This window comes from Shinella sp. R2-11, from assembly GCF_055330205.1.
This window is the reverse complement of the sequence record NZ_JBVAPC010000008.1, coordinates 203,963-223,747: the sequence shown is the minus strand read 5'-3', so window position 1 is coordinate 223,747 and position 19,785 is coordinate 203,963. Positions and strand designations below refer to the sequence as shown.

Here is a 19,785-nt window from a genome sequence, read left to right as displayed (position 1 = left end):
GTTCCTATTCGTACCGAAGGGCCTGGACCGGATCGAGCCTGGAGGCGCGCCAGGCGGGGAAGATCGTCGCGAGGAACGAGAGCGCCAGCGCCATGACGACGACCGAAACGGTCTCGCCGGCATTCATGTCGGCCGGCAGCTGGCTGAGGAAATAGAGTTCCGGGTTGAACAGCGTCGTGCCCGAGATCCACGAGAAGAACTGGCGGATGGATTCGACATTGAGGCAGACGACGACGCCGAGCAGCACGCCGGCAAAGGTGCCGACCGTGCCGATGGCCGCGCCCGTCATGAAGAAGATGCGCATGATGGCGCCGGATGTCGCGCCCATGGTGCGCAGGATCGCGATGTCGCTGCCCTTGTCCTTCACCAGCATGATGAGGCCGGAGATGATGTTGAGCGCGGCGACGAGCACGATCAGCGTCAGGATCATGAACATGACGTTGCGCTCGACCTCCAGCGCCGAGAAGAAGGTGCGGTTGCGCTGGCGCCAGTCGGTGATGAAGATCTGCCGTTCGGCGGCGGCCTCCAGCGGCTGGCGGAGCTGGTCGACGGCATCGGGGTTCGAGACGAAGAGCTCGATCGACTGCACGATGCCTTCGGAATTGAAGTAGAGCTGCGCTTCCTCCAGCGGCATATAGATGATCGAGGCATCGTATTCCGACATGCCGATCTCGAAGATGGCGGAGACCGTATAGGTCTTGACGCGCGGGTTCACGCCGAGCGGCGTGACGTCGCCCTCGGGCGCGACGAGCGTGATCTGGCCGCCGGCGCTGAGGCCGAGGGCCTCGGCCATGCGCGCGCCGATGGCGACGCCGCTGCCGGCGGCAAAGCCGACGAGGTCGCCTTCCTTGATATGGTCGGAGACGGCCTTCATCTTCGCAAGGTCGTCGGCGCGCACGCCGCGCACCAGCGCGCCGGTACCCGCCCCCGCCGTGCCGGAGGCCAGCGTCTGGCCTTCGACGAGCGGGATCGCCATCGTCACGCCCGGTACGGCGGCAAGGCGATCGGCCAGGCTGGCATAGTCGTTCAGCGGGCTGTCGATCGGCTGCACGATCATGTGGCCGTTGATGCCGAGGATGCGCGAGATCAGCTCGGTGCGGAAGCCGTTCATCACCGCCATGACGATGATGAGGGTGGCCACGCCCAGCATGATGCCGATGAAGGAGAAGCCGGCGATCACCGAGATGAAGGCTTCCTTGCGCCGCGAGCGCAGGTAGCGCCAGGCGACCATCCGCTCGAAGGCGGAGAACGGGCGGTTTTTCCTGAAGACCTGAGCCTCGGTTGCGGGCGCGCCGCTCGCTGCGTCAGCCATGTTACCTCCCGTTGCCGCCGGTCCGCATCAATTGCCGGACGTCAGGCGATTGATGGCCGCCTCGATGGTCAGCGTCTCGCGCTCGCCGGTCTTGCGATCCTTGATCTCGACCTCGCCGTTCGCCACGCCCCGCGGGCCGGCAATGACCTGCACCGGCGCGCCGATGAGGTCGGCGGTGGCGAACTTGGCGCCTGCGCGCTCGTCCTTGTCGTCGTAGAGTACGTCGACCCCGGCGTTCAGCAGCGCGCCGTAGATCTTTTCGCAGGCCGCGTCGCAGGCTTCGTCGCCCGACTTCATGTTGATGACGACGGCTTCGAAGGGCGCGACGGCCTTCGGCCAGATGATGCCGTTCTCGTCATGCGAGGCTTCGATAATCGCCGGCACGAGGCGCGTCGGGCCGATGCCGTAGGAGCCCATATGCACGGTATGCTCCTTGCCGTCGGGGCCCTGCACCTTGGCGCCCATGGCTTCGGAATATTTCGTGCCGAAATAGAAGATGTGGCCGACCTCGATGCCGCGGGCCGACAGGCGCTCGCCTTCCGGGATCGCCTCGAAGGCGGGCGCGTCGTGCATCTCGGACGTCGCGGCATAGCGCGAGGTCCACTTGTCGAAGATGGCGCGCAGATCCGCGACGTCGTCGAAATTGGTGTCCACGCCCGGAATGTCGAAGTTCAGGAAGTCCTTGTGGCAGAAGACTTCCGACTCGCCCGTATCGGCGAGGATGATGAATTCATGGCTGAGATCGCCGCCGATCGGGCCGGTATCGGCACGCATCGGAATGGCGCGCAGGCCCATGCGTGAGAAGGTGCGCAGATAGGCCGCGAACATGCGGTTATAGGCATGCACGGCGCCTTCGCGGTTGAGATCGAAGGAATACGCGTCCTTCATCAGGAACTCGCGCGAGCGCATCGTGCCGAAGCGCGGGCGGATCTCGTCGCGGAACTTGAGCTGGATATGATAGAGGTTGAGCGGCAGGTCCTTGTAGGACTTCACGAACGAGCGGAAGACGTCCGTGATCATCTCCTCGTTGGTGGGGCCGTAGAGCATCGGGCGCTCCTGGCGGTCCTTGATGCGCAGCATCTCCTTGCCATAGGCGTCGTAGCGACCACTTTCCTGCCAGAGCTCGGCGGACTGCAGCGTCGGCATCAGGAGCTCGATGGCGCCGGAGCGGTTCTGCTCCTCGCGGATGATGGCATTGACCTTGTCGAGCACGCGCTTGCCGAGCGGCAGCCAGGTATAGATGCCCTGGGACTGCTGCTTGATCATGCCCGCACGCAGCATGAGCCGGTGGGAGACGATCTCGGCCTCCTTGGGGTTTTCCTTGAGGATGGGCAGGAAGAAGCGGGAAAGGCGCATATCGGGTTCCGGAGTGACTGATCCGCCCTATTCGGGGAATCGGGCAAAATGACGTTGATTTTCATGCGTTCATAAACGCTTCGCCACAGGAAGGGAACCCGGCAGGACGGGTGGCGGCATCGGCGCGAAGCACTGTCCACCGCCGTGGGCGGCCCAAAGAAATGTGGCGGAAAAATGGGGCCGCAAATAACGGAAATTGCGCGCACGTTGTCAATGGAAAAATTTTATTCCACTGTAGCAAAAATGCAAAAAAAGCGGATGACAACGCCCAAGCTTTGGGCTAGTTTCAGGCCACAAAACAGGCAAGAAGTACAAATTCTCGCCAATTTCGCGGTCAAGTCTTGGGAGGATCAGATCTTTGGCGCGCGTAGACGCTGCCACCGCACAACGGATAAAGATCACGCGATACCTGTAAAACAAGGCTTTCAGCCTTGTTTTTTTTTGCTTTTCGCCCGAAGGCGCCCCTCCTCTAACAGCTTTCCCGCGCGGGTCCATGCGTCAAAGCCGCACACCGGCGGCCGCTGCGGAGACTTCACCTCACGCAACGTGAACCGAGGCCGCGCGAGTGCGCTTCACGCTGGGTCGGGCAGGCCCGCAACGTGGCTCTTTCCTGGCAAGATGTGGCGAAGGGCGATCGGAAGACTTTTTCGTTGCGTCCCGGCTATGATGGAATGCCTTGCTTCCAGCCTACTAACGGTTCGTTAACGCCTGTGGCGGCCGCTCAGTCGTAACTCGGGTAGAATTGCGGGATCGCGTCGATGCCGTAACCGAAGCGCACCGAGAGGATGTACCAGGCGCCGTAGATGATGGCGGAGACGATGGTGTTCAGCAGCATCACGCGGCCGCCGCGAAACCGGGCGGGGGCGCTTTCCACCGTGCCGGGCACCACCTCGTTCGCCTCGGCCTGGGTCTTCAGCCCGAAGGGCAGGACGGCGAAGAGCGTCATCCACCAGACGACGAAATACACGGCGAAGAAGGAGAAGATCTGCATGGTCGGTCCCTTGTGACGGTGGCCTTTTTACGCCTGTCGGCGGAGAAGTTCAAACGGGCAGGCGGCGCGGCGTGCTGTCACACCTCTTCCAGCTCGACCAGCGTGCCGAGGAAATCCTTGGGATGGAGAAAAAGCACCGGCTTGCCATGCGCGCCGGTCTTCGGCGTGCCGTCGCCGAGCACGCGCGCGCCGCTCGCCACCAGCCGGTCGCGGGCGGCGAGAATGTCGTCCACCTCGTAGCAGATGTGATGCATGCCGCCGGCGGGCGCCTTTTCCAGGAAGGCGGCGATGGGAGAGCCCTCGCCCAGCGGCTCCAGCAGCTCCACCTTGGTGTTCGGCAGCTCGACGAAAACCACCGTCACGCCGTGTTCCGGCAGGGCCTGCGGGGCGGAAACCGTGGCGCCGAGCGTGTCGCGATAGGTCGCGGTCGCGGCGGCGAGGTCCGGCACGGCGATGGCGATGTGGTTGACCCTTCCGAGCATGCGCTTCTCTCCCATGGGGCTGATCGCTTGGGCAGCCCCTCATCCGGCTGCCGCGACCTTCTCCCCGCAAGCGGGGAGAAGGGGTTGTTGCAACGGTTTTCCGAACATCGTCTCCCGGCGGACTGGGCGAAGGAGATGCCGTCCGGGCTTCCCAAAAGTCGTTAGAGGCAGCGCTTCTCCCCATCCTCCTTCTCCCCGCTTGCGGGGAGAAGGTCGCGGCAGCCGGATGAGGGGCAGCGCCGCGATCAGACCTTCGTCAGGAAGACGGTGACGACAGGCTTCTTGCCCCATATCTCGTTCGCCGTCGAACGCACGGCGCGGCGCACGGCCTCGCGCACCATTTCGAGGTCCTTGCGACGGGCGCGCGGGATGCTTTCGACGGCGCCGAGCACGGCGTCGTAGAGCGTGTCGCCCATGTCCTCGCCCTCGTCGTCGAACTGCGGCAGGCCGAAGGGCTCGACTTCCGGATCGCCCATGAAGTCGTAGCGGCTGTCGAGCAGGACGCTGACGGCGACGTGGCCGACGAAGGCGAGCTTGCGGCGGTCGCCGATGCCCATCTCCTCGTAATCGCCGATGAGGTTGCCGTCCTTGAAGATACGGCCGAAGGGGGCGTGGTCGACGACCTCGGGCACGCCGGGGGCGAGCTTCAGCACGTCGCCGTTGCGCACCCGCGGCACCTCGGCGATGCCGGACTGCTCGGCAAGCTCGGCATGGGCCGTCAGATGCGCCGCCTCGCCATGCACCGGCACGACCATTTTCGGGCGTACCCAGCCGTACATCTGCTGCAGCTCATGGCGGCGCGGATGGCCGGAGACATGCACCAGCGCCTCGGAATCGGTGATGATATGGATGCCCTGCTCGATCAGGCCGTTCTTGATGTCGTTGATCGCCTTCTCGTTGCCGGGAATGGCGCGCGAGGAGAAGATGATCGTGTCGCCGGCGGTGAAGGCGACGTTGCGCATCTCGTCGCGGGCGATCTTGGCAAGCGCGGCGCGCGGTTCGCCCTGGCTGCCCGTCAGGATCACGACCACCTTGTCGCGCGGGATATAGCCGAACTCGTCCTCGGCGATGAAGGGCTTCAGGCCCTCCATGAGGCCGATGTCGCGCGCCACCTCCGTCACGCGTTTCATGGAGCTGCCGAGCAGCAGCACCTCGCGGCCGGCGGCTTCCGCGGCCTGCGCGATGGAGCGGATACGGCCGACATTCGAGGAGAAGGTGGTGATGCCCACCCTGCCCTCGGCGCTTTCGATGATCTTCGTCAGGCTCTCGGAAACCTCGCGCTCGGAGGGCGAGATGCCGTCGCGCACCGCGTTGGTGCTGTCGCAGATCAGCGCCAGAACGCCCTCGTCGCCGAGCTTGCGGAAGCGTGACTCGTCCGTCAGGGGCCCGAGCGAGGGTTCAAGGTCGATCTTCCAGTCGCCCGTATGGACGACGGTGCCGAGCGGCGTCTTGATCGCCAGCGACATGGGCTCGGGGATCGAGTGGTTGACGCCGATGGCCTCGATCTCGAACGGGCCGAGATTGATCCTGTCGCCCTGCTTGAAGATCGTCACCGGGATTTCGACGCGGCTGCGCTCGTAGTCGCGCTTGGCTTCCAGCATGCCGGCCGTGAAGGGCGAGGCATAGACCGGCACGTTGAGGCCCGGCCACAGCTCGTTCAGCGCGCCGTAATGGTCCTCGTGGGCATGGGTGATGACGATGCCCTTGAGGTTCTTGCGCTCCTCGGCGAGGAAGCGGATATCGGGCAGGACGAGGTCGACGCCCGGCAGGTCCGGCCCCGGAAAGGTGACGCCGCAATCGACCATGATCCACTGGCGGTTCGTCTTCGGGCCGTAGCCGTAGAGCGCGAGGTTCATGCCGATTTCGCCGACGCCGCCAAGCGGCAGGAACACCAGTTCGTCTTCTTTTGCCATCGGGTTCAAAAAATCCTATCCAAAAAATACGTCGCCGGCCGCGATAAGCCGCGTGCCGCCGTCATCCGTCTCCAGTTTCAGGAGACCTGTATCATCAATTCCGGAAAAGCGCCCGGAAATAGAATGGTCGGGGAGATTCACGGTGATGTTTTCCCCGATGCCGCCGGCGACCTGTTTCCAGCGCTCCATGATGGCCGCGATGCCGCGGCCGCGGTTCCAGAGGAAGAGCGTTTCCGCCATGGACTGGAAGAGCCAGGCGAAGAGTTCCTCGGGCGCGGCGGACGCGCCGAAATCGCTGAGCGCCGCGACCGGATAGAGGCCGGCATCCGGCGCGACGGAGACATTGATGCCGATGCCGATCACCAGGGCATGGCGGCCGTCGGGCAGCGTCTCGCCCTCGAGGAGGATGCCGCAGACCTTGCGCCGGTCGATCAGGATGTCGTTCGGCCATTTGACCAGCACATCGGGCGCGTCGAGCGGCATGATGCGGCGGATGGCATCCTGCACGGCGACGGCGACGGCGAGCGGCAGGGAGCCGAGGCGATCCATCGGCGCGGGATCGATCAGCAGCAGCGAGGCATAGAGATTGCCGGGCTCGGAGAACCAGGCGCGCCCGCGCCGGCCGCGCCCGCCGGTCTGCCGGCCGGCGGTGATCCAGAGACCGGAAAGCGCGCCCTTTCGGGCGCGCTCCAGGCATTCCGTATTGGTGGAACCCACTTCTGCGAGCGCCTCGTGCCGGAAGTCGTCGAGCGACAGCCGGCGAGGACTATCGGACCTGCTCAAAAGAAGGTCCGCGCCGCAGCTTCGGCCGCATTGCCGATCGGCCCGCCGATCAGCACATAGCCGAGCACGAAGAGGCCGGCGAGGCCGAAGACCAGCTTCAGTTCGCCCGAGGTACGGGCGAATTCGCCGGTCGGCTCGTCGAACCACATCACCTTGATGACGCGCAGGTAATAGTAGGCGCCGACGACCGAGGAGAGCACGCCGATGATGGCCAGCGCATAGAGCTGCGCCTCGATGGCCGCCATGAAGACGAAGTACTTGGCGAAGAAGCCGGCCAGCGGCGGAATGCCGGCCAGCGAGAACATCAGGATCGTCATCGCCGTCGCCATGAACGGATTGGTCGAGGAGAGGCCCGCGAGATCGTTGATATCCTCGACATTGCCGCCTTCCTTGCGGCGCATGGCGAGGATGCAGGCGAAGGTGCCGAGCGTCATGACCATGTAGATCAGCATGTAGAGCGCGACGCCGCGCACGCCGGCCATGGAGCCGGAGGCAAGGCCGACGAGCGCATAGCCCATATGGCCGATCGACGAATAGGCCATCAGGCGCTTGATGTTGCGCTGGCCGATGGCGGCGAACGAACCGAGCAGCATCGAGGCGATGGAGATGAAGACCACGACCTGCTGCCAGTCGGCGACGACCGGCTCGAAGGCGTCGATGACGATGCGCACCAGCATGCCCATGGCGGCGACCTTCGGGGCGGCCGCGAAGAAGGCCGTTACCGGGGTCGGCGCGCCTTCATAGACGTCCGGCGTCCACATGTGGAACGGCACGGCGGAGATCTTGAAGGCAAGGCCGGCGAGGATGAACACCAGGCCGAAGACGAGGCCGAGCGAGCGGCCTTCCGCAGTCAGCGCCGCGGCGATCTCCTGGAAGCCGATATGGCCGGTGAAGCCGTAGACCAGCGACATGCCGTAGAGCAGCATGCCCGAGGAGAGCGCGCCGAGCACGAAGTATTTCAGGCCGGCTTCCGTCGAGCGCAGGCTCTCGCGGTTGATCGCGGCGACCACGTAGAGGGCGAGAGACTGGAGCTCCAGCGCAAGGTAGAGCGACAGCAGGCTGTTGGCCGAGATCATCAGCAGCATGCCGAGCGTCGAGAGCACGACCAGCACCGGGAACTCGAAGCGGTCGAGCTGCTCGGAGCGGGCGTGGCCGACGGTCATCACCATGGCGGTGATGGAGCCGATCAGCGCCAGCACCTTCATGAACTTGGCGAAGGCGTCGGAGACGAAGGCGCCGCCATAGGCCTGCCCCTCGCCCGTCGCCAGCACCAGCCAGAGGCCGGCGATGATGAGAACCGCGACGGCGAGCCCGGTCACGGTCGTTCCCGACCGTTCGCCCGAGAAGACACCGATCATCAGCAGGACCAGGCCGCCGACGGCGAGGATGATCTCCGGCGTCGAGAGCTGAAGGCTGGCAAGGATTGTATCAGCAGTCATGTCTTGGGTCCCGTCGTCAGTTCGCCAGGAGCGCAACGGATTGCTGCGCCGCCTGCAGAGCCGCGGAATATTGGTTGAGAAGCGCGTCGACCGAGGCCGCCGTCACATTGAACACCGGAGCCGGATAGACGCCGAAGAAGATCGTCAGGATCACGAGCGGGTAAAGCAGCAGCTTCTCGCGGCCCGACAGGTCGAGCAGCGACTTCAGGCTTTCCTTCTCGAGCGCACCGAATATCACGCGGCGGTAGAGCCACAGCGCGTAGGAGGCCGAGAGGATGACGCCCGTCGTGGCGAAGAACGCGACCCAGGTATTGGCGCGGAAAGCGCCGAGCAGGGTCATGATTTCGCCGACGAAGCCCGAGGTGCCCGGCAGGCCGACATTGGCCATGGTGAAGACCATGAAGGCGACGGCGTATTTCGGCATGTTGTTGACGAGGCCGCCATAGGCGGAGATCTCGCGGGTGTGCAGCCGGTCGTAGACGACGCCGACGCACAGGAACAGCGCGCCGGAGACGATGCCATGCGAGAGCATCTGGAAGATGGCGCCCTGGAGGCCCTGCGTGTTCGCCGCGAAGATGCCCATGGTGACATAGCCCATGTGGGCGACCGACGAATAGGCGATCAGCTTCTTGATGTCGTCCTGCATCATCGCCACCAGCGAGGTGTAGATGATGGCGATGACCGACAGCGCGAAGACGAAGGGCGCGAAATAGTCGGAGGCGAGCGGGAACATGGCCAGCGAGAAGCGGATGAAACCGTAGCCGCCGAGCTTCAGGAGGACGCCGGCCAGGATCACCGAGCCCGCCGTCGGCGCCTGCACGTGCGCGTCGGGAAGCCAGGTGTGGACCGGCCACATCGGCATCTTCACCGCAAACGAGGCGAAGAAGGCGAGCCACAGCCAGGTCTGCATATGGGCCGGGAAGTTGTAGGCGAGCAGTTCCGTGATGTCCGTCGTGCCGGCCTGCCAGTACATCGCCATGATGGCGAGCAGCATCAGCACCGAGCCGAGCAGCGTGTAGAGGAAGAACTTGTAGGATGCGTAGACGCGATCCTTGCCGCCCCACACGCCGATGATGATGAACATCGGAATGAGGCCCGCCTCGAAGAAGACGTAGAAGAGGACGATGTCGAGCGAGACGAACACGCCGACCATGAACACTTCCAGGAGCAGGAAGGCGATCATGTATTCCTTCAGGCGCTTCTCGATGGTGTTCCAGCTCGCCAGCACGCAGAACGGCATCAGGAAGGTCGACAGGATGACGAACAGCATGGAGATGCCGTCGACGCCGAGATGGTAGGAAATGCCGGTGCCGAGCCATTCATGCTTCTCGACCATCTGGAAGCCGGGGTTCGAATAATCGAAGCCGACCCAGATGAAGAGCGAGAGGACGAAGGTGAAGACCGTCGTCAGCAGCGCCACGTTGAGGATGTTGCGGCGGCCGTACGGGCTGTCCTCGCGGGTCAGCAGCAGGAGCGCCACGCCGACGAGCGGGAGGAAGGTGACCGCTGAAAGAATGGGCCAATCGGTCATCAGAGGGAACTCCCGAGCATCATCCATGTGACGAGTGCCGCAATACCGAGCAGCATCGCGAATGCGTAGTGATAGAGGTAACCGGTCTGGAGGCGGACGACGCGGTTGGTGACGTCGACGACGCGGGCGGCGATGCCGTTCGGGCCGAAGCCGTCGATGACGGTGCCGTCACCCTTCTTCCAGAGGAACTTGCCGAGCGCCTTCGCCGGACGGACGAAGATGGCGTCGTAGAGCTCGTCGAAGTACCACTTGTTGAGCAGGAACTGGTAGAGACCGCGGTGCTGCTCGGCGAGGTATTTCGGAGTTTCCGGCGAACGGATGTACATGTACCAGGCGGTGACGAAGCCGATGGCCATGGCGGCGAACGGGCTCCACTTCACCCAGAGCGGGACGTTGTGGAACTCGTGCACGAGGTGGTTTTCGGCACCCGTGAAGAGCGCTCCCTGCCAGAACTCGTCGTAGTGGTGGCCGTAGAAATATTCCACGAAGAGCCAGCCGGCGAAGATCGCGCCCGCGCCGAGGATGAAGAGCGGAACCAGCATGACGGCCGGCGACTCATGGACGTGGTGCATGACGTCGGCGGAAGCGCGCGGCTTGCCGAAGAAGGTCATGAAGGCCAGGCGCCAGGAGTAGAAGCTCGTGAAGAGCGCGGCGATGACCAGCAGCACGAAGGCGAAGCCGGCGATCGGGCTGTGCGAGGCGAAGGTGCTCTCGATGATCGCGTCCTTCGAGAAGAAGCCCGCAAAGCCGATAACGGTGCCCGGGATGCCGACGCCCGTCAGCGCCAGCGTGCCGATCGTCATCATCCAGAAGGTGATCGGGATGTGCTTCCGGAGGCCGCCCATGTAGCGCATGTCCTGCTCGCCGTCGACGGCGTGGATGACGGAGCCGGCGCCGAGGAACAGGAGGGCCTTGAAGAAGGCGTGCGTGAAGAGGTGGAAAACGGCCGCGCCATAGGCGCCGATGCCGAGCGCAACGAACATGTAGCCGAGCTGCGAGCAGGTCGAATAGGCGATGACGCGCTTGATGTCGTTCTGCACGAGGCCGACGGTCGCCGCGAAGAAGGCGGTGATGGCGCCGATCAGCGTCACGACCATCAGGGCGTTGTGCGAGAGTTCGAAGATCGGCGACATGCGGGCGACGAGGAAGACGCCGGCGGTGACCATGGTGGCGGCATGGATGAGGGCCGAGACCGGGGTCGGGCCTTCCATGGCGTCCGGCAGCCAGGTGTGCAGCAGGAACTGCGCCGACTTGCCCATCGCGCCCATGAAGAGCAGGAGGCAGGTGGCGGTCAGCGCCTGCGACTTGTCGAGGCTCATGCCGAAGAGGTTGATGACCGGCTCGGCGGCATCCGCGGCGCCTTCGGCCGGAAGGTAGGTCGCGGCGGTCGCGAAGATCGTCTCGAAGTTGATCGAGCCGAAGAGCACGAAGACCGAGAAGATGCCGAGCGCGAAGCCGAAGTCGCCGACGCGGTTGACGATGAAGGCCTTCATGGCGGCGGCCGAGGCCGAGGGCTTCTTGTACCAGAAGCCGATCAAGAGGTAGGACGCCAGGCCCACGCCTTCCCAACCGAAGAACATCTGCAGCAGGTTGTCCGACGTCACCAGCATGAGCATGGCGAAGGTGAAGAGCGAGAGATAGGCGAAGAAGCGCGGCCGGTGCGGGTCGTGGTGCATGTAGCCGATGGAATAGACATGCACGAGCGTCGAGACCGTGTTCACGACCACGAGCATGACGGCCGTCAGCGTATCGACGCGGAAGGCCCATTCGACATCGAAGCTGCCGGACTGGATCCAGGTCAGCACGCTGACCTTGATCATCTCCGTCTCGCCCATGGCGACGTCGAAGAAGACGATCCAGGACAGGACGGCCGCGATGATCATGAAGCCGGAGGTGACGTATTCGGACGCCTTGGCGCCGATGGCGTTGCCACTGATCCCGGCGATCAGGAAGCCGATCAGCGGAAGGAAGACGATTGCCTTGATGATGGTATCCATGACCCGATCAGCCCTTCATCATATTGACGTCTTCGACGGCGATCGAACCGCGGTTACGGTAGAAGACGACGAGAATTGCAAGACCGATGGCCGCTTCCGCAGCCGCGACGGTCAGAATGAACAGCGCGAAGACCTGGCCGACGATGTCGTTCAGGAAGTGCGAGAACGCCACCATGTTGATGTTGACCGAAAGCAGGATGAGCTCGATCGACATCAGGATGACGATGACGTTCTTCCGGTTCAGGAAGATGCCGAAAACGCCGAGGATGAAGAGGATGGCGCTGACGGTGAGATAGTGGGAAATACCGATTTCCATGATGCTTTTCCTTGTCCGCGCGGCCTCAGATACCCTGCCCCGGCTTCACCTTGACCACCTCGACGGCGGTTTCCGGCGAGCGGGCGACCTGCTGCGAGATGTTCTGGCGCTTGATGTGCGGCTTGTGGCGCAGCGTCAGCACGATCGCGCCGATCATCGCGACCAGCAGCACGAGGCCGGCGATCTGGAAGTAGTAGACGTAATGCGTATAGAGCACGTCGCCGAGGGCGGCGGTGTTCGTGCGCTCGGCGATCGGCGGGATCGGCATCGAGACGGTCCTGGCAAGCTCCGGCGACAGGACCCAGCCGCCCGCGACCACCAGCAGCTCGATCGCCAGGACGATGCCGATCAGCGCGCCGACCGGGGCATATTCGAGCGCGCCCGCGCGCAGCTCGGCAAAGTCGATGTCGAGCATCATCACGACGAAGAGGAAGAGGACCGCGACGGCGCCGACATAGACGACCAGGAGGATCATCGCCAGGAACTCGGCACCCGTCAGGAGGAACAGGCCCGCCGAATTGAAGAAGGTGAGGATCAGGAACAGCACGGAATAGACCGGGTTCCTGGACGCGATCACCATGAAGGCGGACGCCACCGCCACGAAGGCGAACAGATAGAAGAATAGAGCCTGAAGACCCATTTTGGTGCCTTTTCGTCTTCCCCGGAGAAGGTTCCCCCTCCCCCGTCGAAGCCTGACGACCCTTCGTCAGGCACGTGCTTTCGTTTTGCCTTTCCGCTGCGTATCAGCGGTAAGGCGAGTCCATAGCGATGTTGCGGGCGATCTCCCGCTCCCAGCGGTCGCCATTATCGAGGAGCTTCTGCTTGTCGTAGTAGAGCTCCTCGCGCGTCTCGGTCGAGAACTCGAAGTTCGGACCTTCGACGATGGCGTCGACCGGGCAGGCTTCCTGGCAGAAGCCGCAATAGATGCACTTCACCATGTCGATGTCGTAGCGCACCGTGCGGCGCGTGCCGTCGTTGCGGCGGGGACCCGCCTCGATGGTGATAGCCTGGGCAGGACAGATGGCCTCGCACAGCTTGCAGGCGATGCAGCGTTCCTCGCCGTTCGGATAGCGGCGCAGCGCATGCTCGCCGCGGAAGCGCGGGGAGACCGGGCCCTTCTCGAAGGGATAGTTCACCGTCGCCTTGGCGCGGAAGAAGTAGCGCATCGACAGGAAGAACGCGCCGACGAATTCCTTGAGGAACAGCGAATTTACGGCTTGCGAAAGACTAGCCATGCTTAAGCTCCAATGCTGCTGAAATCCCGGGCGGTCATGCGGACCAGCCCGTGAGCTTCAGCACGAATGCAACGATGACGACCATGGCGAGCGAGATCGGGAGGAAGACCTTCCAGCCGAGACGCATGAGCTGGTCGTAGCGGTAGCGCGGCACGAAGGCCTTCACCATCGCGAACATGAAGAAGACGAAGAGCGCCTTCAGGACGAACCAGACGATGCCCGGGACCCAGTTGAGGAACCAGACGTCCACCGGGGGCAGCCAGCCGCCGAGGAAGAGGATCGTCGTCAGGGCGCACATCAGGCAGATGGCGGCATATTCGCCGAGCATGAACATCATGTACGGGGTCGAGCCGTATTCGACCATGAAGCCGGCGACGAGTTCGGATTCGGCTTCGGGCAGGTCGAAGGGCGGGCGGTTCGTCTCGGCGAGCGCCGAGATGAAGAACACCACGAACATCGGGAACAGCGCCAGCCAGTGCCAGTCAAGGAAGGACGGCGGCAGGCCGAGGCGCGTGCCGAGGCCGTCATGCTGGGCGTTGACGATGTCGGTGAGGTTCAGCGAGCCGACGCAGAGCAGGACGGTGACGATGACGAAGCCGATGGAGACTTCGTAGGACACCATCTGCGCGGCCGAGCGCAGCGCGCCGAGGAACGGGTACTTCGAGTTCGAGGCCCAGCCGCCCATGATGATGCCGTACACTTCGAGCGAGGAGATCGCGAAGATGTAGAGGATGCCGACATTGATGTTGGCGATCATCCAGCCGTCATTGACCGGCACGACCGCCCAGGTGGCGAGCGCCAGCGTCACGGAGACGAGCGGGGCGAGCAGGAAGATCGCCTTGTTGGCGCTGGCCGGGATCACCGGCTCCTTGAAGACGAACTTCAGAAGGTCGGCGAAGGACTGGAACAGGCCGAAGGGACCGACGACGTTCGGGCCGCGGCGAAGCTGCACGGCCGCCCAGATCTTGCGGTCGGCCAGCAGGATGAAGGCGATGGAGACCAGGAGCAGCACCAGAAGCAGGAGCGACTGGGCCACGATGATCACGCCAGGCCAGACATAGGTCGAAATGAAAGCGTCCATAATGCTTTATCCCTTCGCGCTCATTCCGCCGCGACTTTGAAATTGTTGCGGGCCAGAGCCGAGCATTCGGCCATGACCGCGGAGGCGCGCGCTATCGGGTTCGTCAAATAGAAGTCTTTGACCGGAGACGCAAACCCGGAATTCGCCATCGTCCCGCCTTTTTTCGCAAGGGCGGAGAGATCGGCGATATCGCCGGCTGCAATCTCGTCGATCGCGGCGAAATGCGGATGCGCCGCATAGAGCTTCGCGCGCAGCTCGGCGAGCGAATCGAAGGGCAGCTTCTTGCCGAGCACGTCGGAAAGCGCGCGCAGGATCGCCCAGTCCTCGCGGGCGTCACCCGGCGCGAAGCCGGCGCGGTTGCCCATCTGGACGCGGCCTTCGGTGTTGACCCAGATGCCCGACTTCTCGGTATAGGTCGCGCCCGGCAGGATGACGTCGGCGACATGCGCCGCGTTGTCGCCGTGCGAGCCGATATAGACCGTGAAGGCGGTCTTGCGGGAGAAGTCCATCTCGTCGGCGCCGAGCAGGAAGAGCACGTCCGTGCCCGTCAGCATGTCGGCCGCCGTCTTGCCGCCCTCGCCCGGCACGAAGCCGAGGTCGAGGCCGCCGACGCGCGAGGCCGCTGTGTGGAGCACGGCAAGGCCGTTCCAATCCGCCTTCACCGCGCCGACCTTTTCCGCGAGCGCAGAGACGGCCGAGAGAACGGCAAGGCCGTCGGCGCGCGACAGCGCGCCCTGGCCGACGATGATCATCGGGCGCTCGGCCTTCTTGAGCCTGGCGGCGAACTTGACCGAACCGTCGATGAGGCCGGAGAGCGTGTCCGTGCCGGCGCCGAGATATTCGTAGCCGTAGCGCAGTTCGCCCTCTTCGCCGATCACGCCGATCGGGAAGTTGTCCATGCGCCAGCGCTTGCGGATGCGGGCGTTGAGCACGGCCGCTTCCAGGCGCGGGTTGGAGCCGACGATGAGCAGCGCGTCGGCCTGCTCGATGCCTTCGATGGTCGGGTTGAAGAGGTAGCTGGCGCGGCCGAGCGACGGGTCGAGCACCGAGCCGTCCTGGCGGCAGTCGACGTTGGTCGATCCGAGCGCGGTCATCAGTTCGCGCAGCGCGTAGATCTCCTCGACGGAGGCGAGGTCGCCGGCGATGGCGCCGATGCGCTCGCCCGCCTTGCCGGCGACGGCGGCCTTGACGGCGCCGAAGGCTTCGGCCCAGCTTGCGGGCTGGAGTCGGCCATCCTTGCGGACGTAGGGGCGGTCGAGGCGCTGGGTCTTCAGGCCATCCCAGATGAAGCGGGTCTTGTCGGAGATCCACTCCTCGTTGATCTCCTCATTGACGCGCGGCAGGATGCGCATGACTTCACGGCCGCGCGTATCGACGCGGATGGCCGAGCCGACGGCATCCATGACGTCGACGGATTCCGTCTTGTTCAGTTCCCATGGACGGGCCGTGAAGGCGAAGGGCTTGGAGGTGAGCGCGCCGACCGGGCAGAGGTCGACCACGTTGCCCTGCAGCTCGGAGGTCATCGCCTGTTCGAGATAGGTGGTGATCTCGGCGTCCTCGCCGCGGCCGATGAGGCCGAGCTCGGTGATGCCGGCGACTTCCGTCGTGAAGCGGACGCAACGCGTGCAGTGGATGCAGCGGTTCATGATCGTCTTGACGAGCGGGCCGATATACTTGTCCTCGACCGCGCGCTTGTTCTCGGCATAGCGCGAACTGTCGATGCCGAAGGCCATCGCCTGGTCCTGCAGGTCGCATTCGCCGCCCTGGTCGCAGATCGGGCAATCCAGCGGGTGGTTGATGAGCAGGAATTCCATCACGCCTTCGCGCGCCTTCTTGACCATCGGCGTGGTTGTGAAGACTTCCGGCGGTTCGCCGTTCGGGCCGGGGCGCAGGTCGCGCACGCCCATGGCGCAGGAGGCCGCCGGCTTCGGCGGGCCGCCCTTCACCTCGACGAGGCACATGCGGCAGTTGCCGGCAACCGACAGCCGCTCGTGGAAACAGAAGCGCGGAACTTCGGCACCCGCCTCCTCGCACGCCTGAAGCAGCGTGAAGTGATCCGGGACTTCAATTTCTTTTCCGTCGACTATCAGCTTTGCCATATCTCAATCCCGCTTCTGACGCGGGGAAACCCCGCCCTGCCAGCGCCATTCTCCGGCTTCCGCTCCGGGCCTTCGCCCTTCCCTTCGGCCTTTGTTCCATCTGCCGGTTCCGGCGGGCCCTAGCCCCTGCCCTTCGCCAGCGTCCTTGCCTGCTCCACCCAGCCGTCACGGGCGATGCGCCCGCCGAGGCCGAACTCGGCTTCGATCCTTGCCGCATCCGCGTCCGTCAGGGCCGCGATGTCGGCGTAGCGCTTGAGCCCCATGCCGTTCAGCACCTGCTCCAGCTTCGGCCCGATGCCCGAAATCGCCTTCAGGTCATCGGCCTTCCCGGCTTTGGCCGCCGGCGCCTTGCGCACCGGCCTCGCTTCAGCCGTCTTCGGCGTCGCGCTCCTTTCGCGCGCCACCTTGACCTTCGGTTCCGCGACCGGCGTTTCGGCCTTCGGAACCACCCGCGGCTCCGGCTTCGCCTTCACCGGCGCTGCCGTCTCTTTCGCGGCTTCGGCCTTGGCGGCAAGTTCCGCCGCCTCGTCCAGCATCGCCTTCGTCCGCTCCGCCGCGCTCTGCATAACACCCAGCATCGCCCCGGCCATCTGGCCCGCGATGCCGAAGCCGATCGCGGTCGTGGCGGCCATCGCCGCCATCGGATGCGCCATCAGCGGATGCAGCGGCACGTCCGGCACCTGCTTCAGCCACGGCGACAGCCCGAACGGGTCGTCGCCGGCAGCTTCGGCCGGCGGGACGTGGGTCGCATTCGCATCCTGTCCAACCGGCTTCGTCATCGTCCTACTCCGCTGCTTCCAGCACCGCGCCATGCGCCATGGCATTGGCGGTGTACTGGTCGATACGCGCCTCGATCTCGGGGCGGAAGTTGCGGATGAGGCCCTGGATCGGCCAGGCCGCGGCGTCGCCGAGCGCGCAGATCGTGTGGCCCTCGATCTGCTTCGTCACGTCGAAGAGCATGTCGATCTCGCGCTTCTGCGCGTTGCCGCGCACCATGCGCTCCATGACGCGCATCATCCAGCCCGTGCCTTCGCGGCAGGGCGTGCACTGGCCGCAGCTCTCGTGCTTGAAGAAGGCCGAGATGCGCCAGATCGCCTTGATGATGTCGGTCGAGCGATCCATGACGATCATGCCGCCGGTGCCGAAGGAGGACTTCACCTCGCGCAGGCCGTCGAAGTCGAGCGTGACGTTCATCATGTCCTCGGCCTTGACGACCGGGCACGACGCGCCGCCGGGAATGACGGCGAGCAGGTTGTCCCAGCCGCCGCGAATGCCGCCGCCGTGCTTTTCCACCATCTCGCGGAAGGAGATGCCCATGCTCTCCTCGACCGTGCAGGGCGTGTTGACGTGGCCGGACATCATGAACAGCTTGGTGCCGACATTGTTCGGGCGGCCGAAGCTGGAGAACCAGCTTGCGCCGCGGCGCAGGATCGTCGGGGTGACGGCGATGGACTCGACGTTGTTGACGGTCGTCGGGCAGCCGTAGAGACCCATATTGGCCGGGAACGGCGGCTTGAGGCGCGGCTGGCCCTTCTTGCCTTCGAGGCTTTCGAGCAGCGCGGTTTCCTCGCCGCAGATATAGGCGCCGGCGCCGTGATGGACGAAGACGTCGATATCGTAGCCGAGCTTGTTGTTCTTGCCGAGCAGGCCGGCCTCGTAGCATTCGTCGATGGCGGCCTGGAGGGCTTCACGCTCGCGGATGAATTCGCCGCGCACGTAGATGTAGGCCGCATGCGCGCCCATGGCGAAGGAGGCGACGACGCAGCCTTCGATCAGCGTATGCGGATCGTGGCGCAGGATGTCGCGGTCCTTGCAGGTGCCGGGCTCGGATTCGTCGGCATTGACGACGAGATAGTGCGGACGGCCGTCGCTCTCCTTCGGCATGAAGGACCACTTGAGGCCAGTCGGGAAGCCGGCGCCGCCGCGGCCGCGCAGGCCCGAGGCCTTGACCTCGTTGATGATCCAGTCACGGCCCTTTTCGAGAAGCTGCTTGGTTCCGTCCCAATGGCCGCGGGCCATGGCGCCCTTCAGCGACTTGTCCTTGGTGCCGTAGATATTGGTGAAGATGCGATCCTGGTCCTTAAGCATGATTCACCCCTTTACCGCGGCTTTTTGCCGAAGACGCGGATGTATTCCGCTTCGCCGCCCTTGGCGAGCGCCTTGGCCTGCTTGACCCAGTCGTCGCGCTCGATGCGGCCCTTGAAATTCAGATATCCGTCGACCCATTCGCGCTCCGCCTTCTTCCAGGCAGCGACCTGGGCGAAGGTGAAGATGCCGAGCTCGTGCAGGATGCCCTCGATCTTCGGGCCGACGCCGGAGATGAGCTTGAGGTCGTCGGGCGCTGCCGGGCGTTCGATGCCGGCCGGACGGTTCTTGTCCTCCAGCGACGGCTTGCCGGCGAGCGGCTGCTTGGCCGCCGCATCGCCGCCCTCGGCGCGCGTCTCGCCCTTCGCCTCGGCATTGGCGGCGGCTTCCTTCTTGGCGGTCGCGGGCGTCTTCAGCTTCGGGTCGGTCTCGTCGGCGTCCGTCTTGGCGCGGGCGGCGTTCGACGGGGGAACGCTGACGCTGTCCTCGTCGGCCTTCTTTGCGCGCGTCGTGGTCTTCTTCGCAGCCGGTTCCGGCTCGTTCAGGCTGGTGAGGCCACCGGCCGGGGCCGAATAGATGCGGTCGATCTGCGTGCCGGGCTTGACGTCGGCGCCCTTGCCGGCGTCGAAGCGGTCGATGATGTGCTCGAGCTGCGTCGGCGTCAGGTCCTCGTAGCTGTCCTTGAAGATCATGATCATCGGTGCGTTGACGCAGGCGCCCTGACACTCGACCTCTTCCCAGGAAAGCGTGCCGCTCTCGTTGCGGTGGAAGGGCTCCGGGTGGATGCGCTTTTTGCAGACGTTGATCAGCTCTTCCGCGCCGCGCAGCATGCAGGGCGTCGTGCCGCAGACCTGCACATGGGCGCGCGTGCCGATCGGCAGAAGCTGGAATTGCGTGTAGAAGGTCGCGACTTCCAGCACGCGGATATAGGCCATGTCGAGCATGTCGGCGACATATTCGATGGCCGCCTTGGTGACCCAGCCATCCTGTTCCTGCGCCCGCATCAGCAGCGGAATGACCGCCGACTGCTGGCGGCCCTTCGGATACTTGTTGATCGTGGCCTTGGCCCAAGCCGCATTCTCCTTGGAGAAGGCGAAGCTGGCGGGCTGGACATTGTCATCGGCTAGTCGACGAACGGACATTCTGTAACGCCTTGTCTCAGTTA

17 protein-coding genes are annotated in these 19,785 nt (G+C 64.5%); all 17 read right to left on the bottom strand.

The features are described from left to right. Nucleotides 1–4 precede the first annotated feature (4 nt). Complete coding sequence (locus ACZ1A1_RS20000; protein ID WP_313196331.1) at nt 5–1,312, bottom strand: lipoprotein-releasing ABC transporter permease subunit; 1,308 nt, start codon at nt 1,310–1,312, stop codon at nt 5–7. 27 nt (nt 1,313–1,339) lie between these two features. After that, on the bottom strand, nt 1,340–2,668 hold the full coding sequence (gene proS / locus ACZ1A1_RS19995; RefSeq protein WP_463621278.1) for a proline--tRNA ligase: 1,329 nt from the start codon (nt 2,666–2,668) through the stop codon (nt 1,340–1,342). Between the two features lie 721 nt (nt 2,669–3,389). Then, the gene (locus ACZ1A1_RS19990; RefSeq protein WP_313196329.1) at nt 3,390–3,659 is read right to left on the bottom strand and encodes a DUF1467 family protein; all 270 of its coding nucleotides are present in this window, start codon (nt 3,657–3,659) and stop codon (nt 3,390–3,392) included. Nucleotides 3,660–3,736: 77 nt separating this feature from the next. Next, nucleotides 3,737–4,141 carry a methylmalonyl-CoA epimerase gene (mce, locus tag ACZ1A1_RS19985; RefSeq protein WP_313196328.1) on the bottom strand — a complete coding sequence of 135 codons (405 nt, stop codon included), beginning with the start codon at nt 4,139–4,141 and terminating at the stop codon, nt 3,737–3,739. A gap of 245 nt (nt 4,142–4,386) precedes the next feature. Continuing rightward, a complete protein-coding gene (locus ACZ1A1_RS19980) occupies nt 4,387–6,054 on the bottom strand; it encodes a ribonuclease J (RefSeq protein ID WP_313196327.1) in 1,668 nt (555 codons plus the stop codon). A 15-nt stretch (nt 6,055–6,069) separates the two neighbouring features. Then, nucleotides 6,070–6,837, bottom strand: a complete 768-nt coding sequence (locus ACZ1A1_RS19975) for a biotin--[acetyl-CoA-carboxylase] ligase (RefSeq protein WP_463621277.1) — start codon at nt 6,835–6,837, stop codon at nt 6,070–6,072. Beyond that, nucleotides 6,834–8,276, bottom strand: coding sequence for an NADH-quinone oxidoreductase subunit NuoN (gene nuoN / locus ACZ1A1_RS19970; protein WP_463621276.1), 1,443 nt, complete (start codon nt 8,274–8,276; stop codon nt 6,834–6,836). The genes ACZ1A1_RS19975 and nuoN overlap by 4 nt, the downstream gene beginning before the upstream one ends. Nucleotides 8,277–8,292: 16 nt before the next feature. After that, nucleotides 8,293–9,807: an NADH-quinone oxidoreductase subunit M gene (locus ACZ1A1_RS19965; protein ID WP_313196324.1), complete on the bottom strand. Its 1,515-nt coding sequence runs from the start codon at nt 9,805–9,807 to the stop codon at nt 8,293–8,295. Beyond that, complete coding sequence (gene nuoL / locus ACZ1A1_RS19960; RefSeq protein ID WP_463621275.1) at nt 9,807–11,804, bottom strand: NADH-quinone oxidoreductase subunit L; 1,998 nt, start codon at nt 11,802–11,804, stop codon at nt 9,807–9,809. The genes ACZ1A1_RS19965 and nuoL overlap by 1 nt, the downstream gene beginning before the upstream one ends. Nucleotides 11,805–11,811: 7 nt before the next feature. Beyond that, nucleotides 11,812–12,120 carry an NADH-quinone oxidoreductase subunit NuoK gene (gene nuoK, locus ACZ1A1_RS19955; RefSeq protein WP_119258702.1) on the bottom strand — a complete coding sequence of 103 codons (309 nt, stop codon included), beginning with the start codon at nt 12,118–12,120 and terminating at the stop codon, nt 11,812–11,814. A gap of 25 nt (nt 12,121–12,145) precedes the next feature. Then, nucleotides 12,146–12,760 (bottom strand): NADH-quinone oxidoreductase subunit J, encoded by a 615-nt coding sequence (locus ACZ1A1_RS19950; protein ID WP_463621274.1) that lies wholly within the window; start codon nt 12,758–12,760, stop codon nt 12,146–12,148. Between the two features lie 103 nt (nt 12,761–12,863). Further along, nucleotides 12,864–13,355 (bottom strand): NADH-quinone oxidoreductase subunit NuoI, encoded by a 492-nt coding sequence (gene nuoI, locus ACZ1A1_RS19945; protein ID WP_119258704.1) that lies wholly within the window; start codon nt 13,353–13,355, stop codon nt 12,864–12,866. 34 nt (nt 13,356–13,389) lie between these two features. Continuing rightward, complete coding sequence (gene nuoH / locus ACZ1A1_RS19940) at nt 13,390–14,436, bottom strand: NADH-quinone oxidoreductase subunit NuoH (protein WP_463621273.1); 1,047 nt, start codon at nt 14,434–14,436, stop codon at nt 13,390–13,392. Nucleotides 14,437–14,456: 20 nt separating this feature from the next. Next, nucleotides 14,457–16,535, bottom strand: coding sequence for an NADH-quinone oxidoreductase subunit NuoG (gene nuoG, locus ACZ1A1_RS19935; RefSeq protein ID WP_463621272.1), 2,079 nt, complete (start codon nt 16,533–16,535; stop codon nt 14,457–14,459). Between the two features lie 119 nt (nt 16,536–16,654). Beyond that, nucleotides 16,655–17,314 carry an NADH:ubiquinone oxidoreductase gene (locus tag ACZ1A1_RS19930; RefSeq protein WP_463621271.1) on the bottom strand — a complete coding sequence of 220 codons (660 nt, stop codon included), beginning with the start codon at nt 17,312–17,314 and terminating at the stop codon, nt 16,655–16,657. 4 nt (nt 17,315–17,318) lie between these two features. Continuing rightward, on the bottom strand, nt 17,319–18,623 hold the full coding sequence (nuoF, locus tag ACZ1A1_RS19925) for an NADH-quinone oxidoreductase subunit NuoF (RefSeq protein ID WP_463621270.1): 1,305 nt from the start codon (nt 18,621–18,623) through the stop codon (nt 17,319–17,321). 11 nt (nt 18,624–18,634) lie between these two features. Continuing rightward, nucleotides 18,635–19,762, bottom strand: a complete 1,128-nt coding sequence (locus ACZ1A1_RS19920) for an NADH-quinone oxidoreductase subunit E (protein WP_463621269.1) — start codon at nt 19,760–19,762, stop codon at nt 18,635–18,637. Nucleotides 19,763–19,785 lie beyond the last annotated feature (23 nt).

Coding starts and splice junctions, on each gene's coding strand:
- ACZ1A1_RS20000 (WP_313196331.1), bottom strand. CDS start 1,312: ATGGCTGACGCAGCGAGCGGCGCGCCCGCAACCGAGGCTCAGGTCTTC.
- proS (WP_463621278.1), bottom strand. CDS start 2,668: ATGCGCCTTTCCCGCTTCTTCCTGCCCATCCTCAAGGAAAACCCCAAG.
- ACZ1A1_RS19990 (WP_313196329.1), bottom strand. CDS start 3,659: ATGCAGATCTTCTCCTTCTTCGCCGTGTATTTCGTCGTCTGGTGGATG.
- mce (WP_313196328.1), bottom strand. CDS start 4,141: ATGCTCGGAAGGGTCAACCACATCGCCATCGCCGTGCCGGACCTCGCC.
- ACZ1A1_RS19980 (WP_313196327.1), bottom strand. CDS start 6,054: ATGGCAAAAGAAGACGAACTGGTGTTCCTGCCGCTTGGCGGCGTCGGC.
- nuoN (WP_463621276.1), bottom strand. CDS start 8,276: ATGACTGCTGATACAATCCTTGCCAGCCTTCAGCTCTCGACGCCGGAG.
- ACZ1A1_RS19965 (WP_313196324.1), bottom strand. CDS start 9,807: ATGACCGATTGGCCCATTCTTTCAGCGGTCACCTTCCTCCCGCTCGTC.
- nuoL (WP_463621275.1), bottom strand. CDS start 11,804: ATGGATACCATCATCAAGGCAATCGTCTTCCTTCCGCTGATCGGCTTC.
- nuoK (WP_119258702.1), bottom strand. CDS start 12,120: ATGGAAATCGGTATTTCCCACTATCTCACCGTCAGCGCCATCCTCTTC.
- ACZ1A1_RS19950 (WP_463621274.1), bottom strand. CDS start 12,760: ATGGGTCTTCAGGCTCTATTCTTCTATCTGTTCGCCTTCGTGGCGGTG.
- nuoI (WP_119258704.1), bottom strand. CDS start 13,355: ATGGCTAGTCTTTCGCAAGCCGTAAATTCGCTGTTCCTCAAGGAATTC.
- nuoH (WP_463621273.1), bottom strand. CDS start 14,436: ATGGACGCTTTCATTTCGACCTATGTCTGGCCTGGCGTGATCATCGTG.
- nuoG (WP_463621272.1), bottom strand. CDS start 16,535: ATGGCAAAGCTGATAGTCGACGGAAAAGAAATTGAAGTCCCGGATCAC.
- ACZ1A1_RS19930 (WP_463621271.1), bottom strand. CDS start 17,314: ATGACGAAGCCGGTTGGACAGGATGCGAATGCGACCCACGTCCCGCCG.
- nuoF (WP_463621270.1), bottom strand. CDS start 18,623: ATGCTTAAGGACCAGGATCGCATCTTCACCAATATCTACGGCACCAAG.
- ACZ1A1_RS19920 (WP_463621269.1), bottom strand. CDS start 19,762: ATGTCCGTTCGTCGACTAGCCGATGACAATGTCCAGCCCGCCAGCTTC.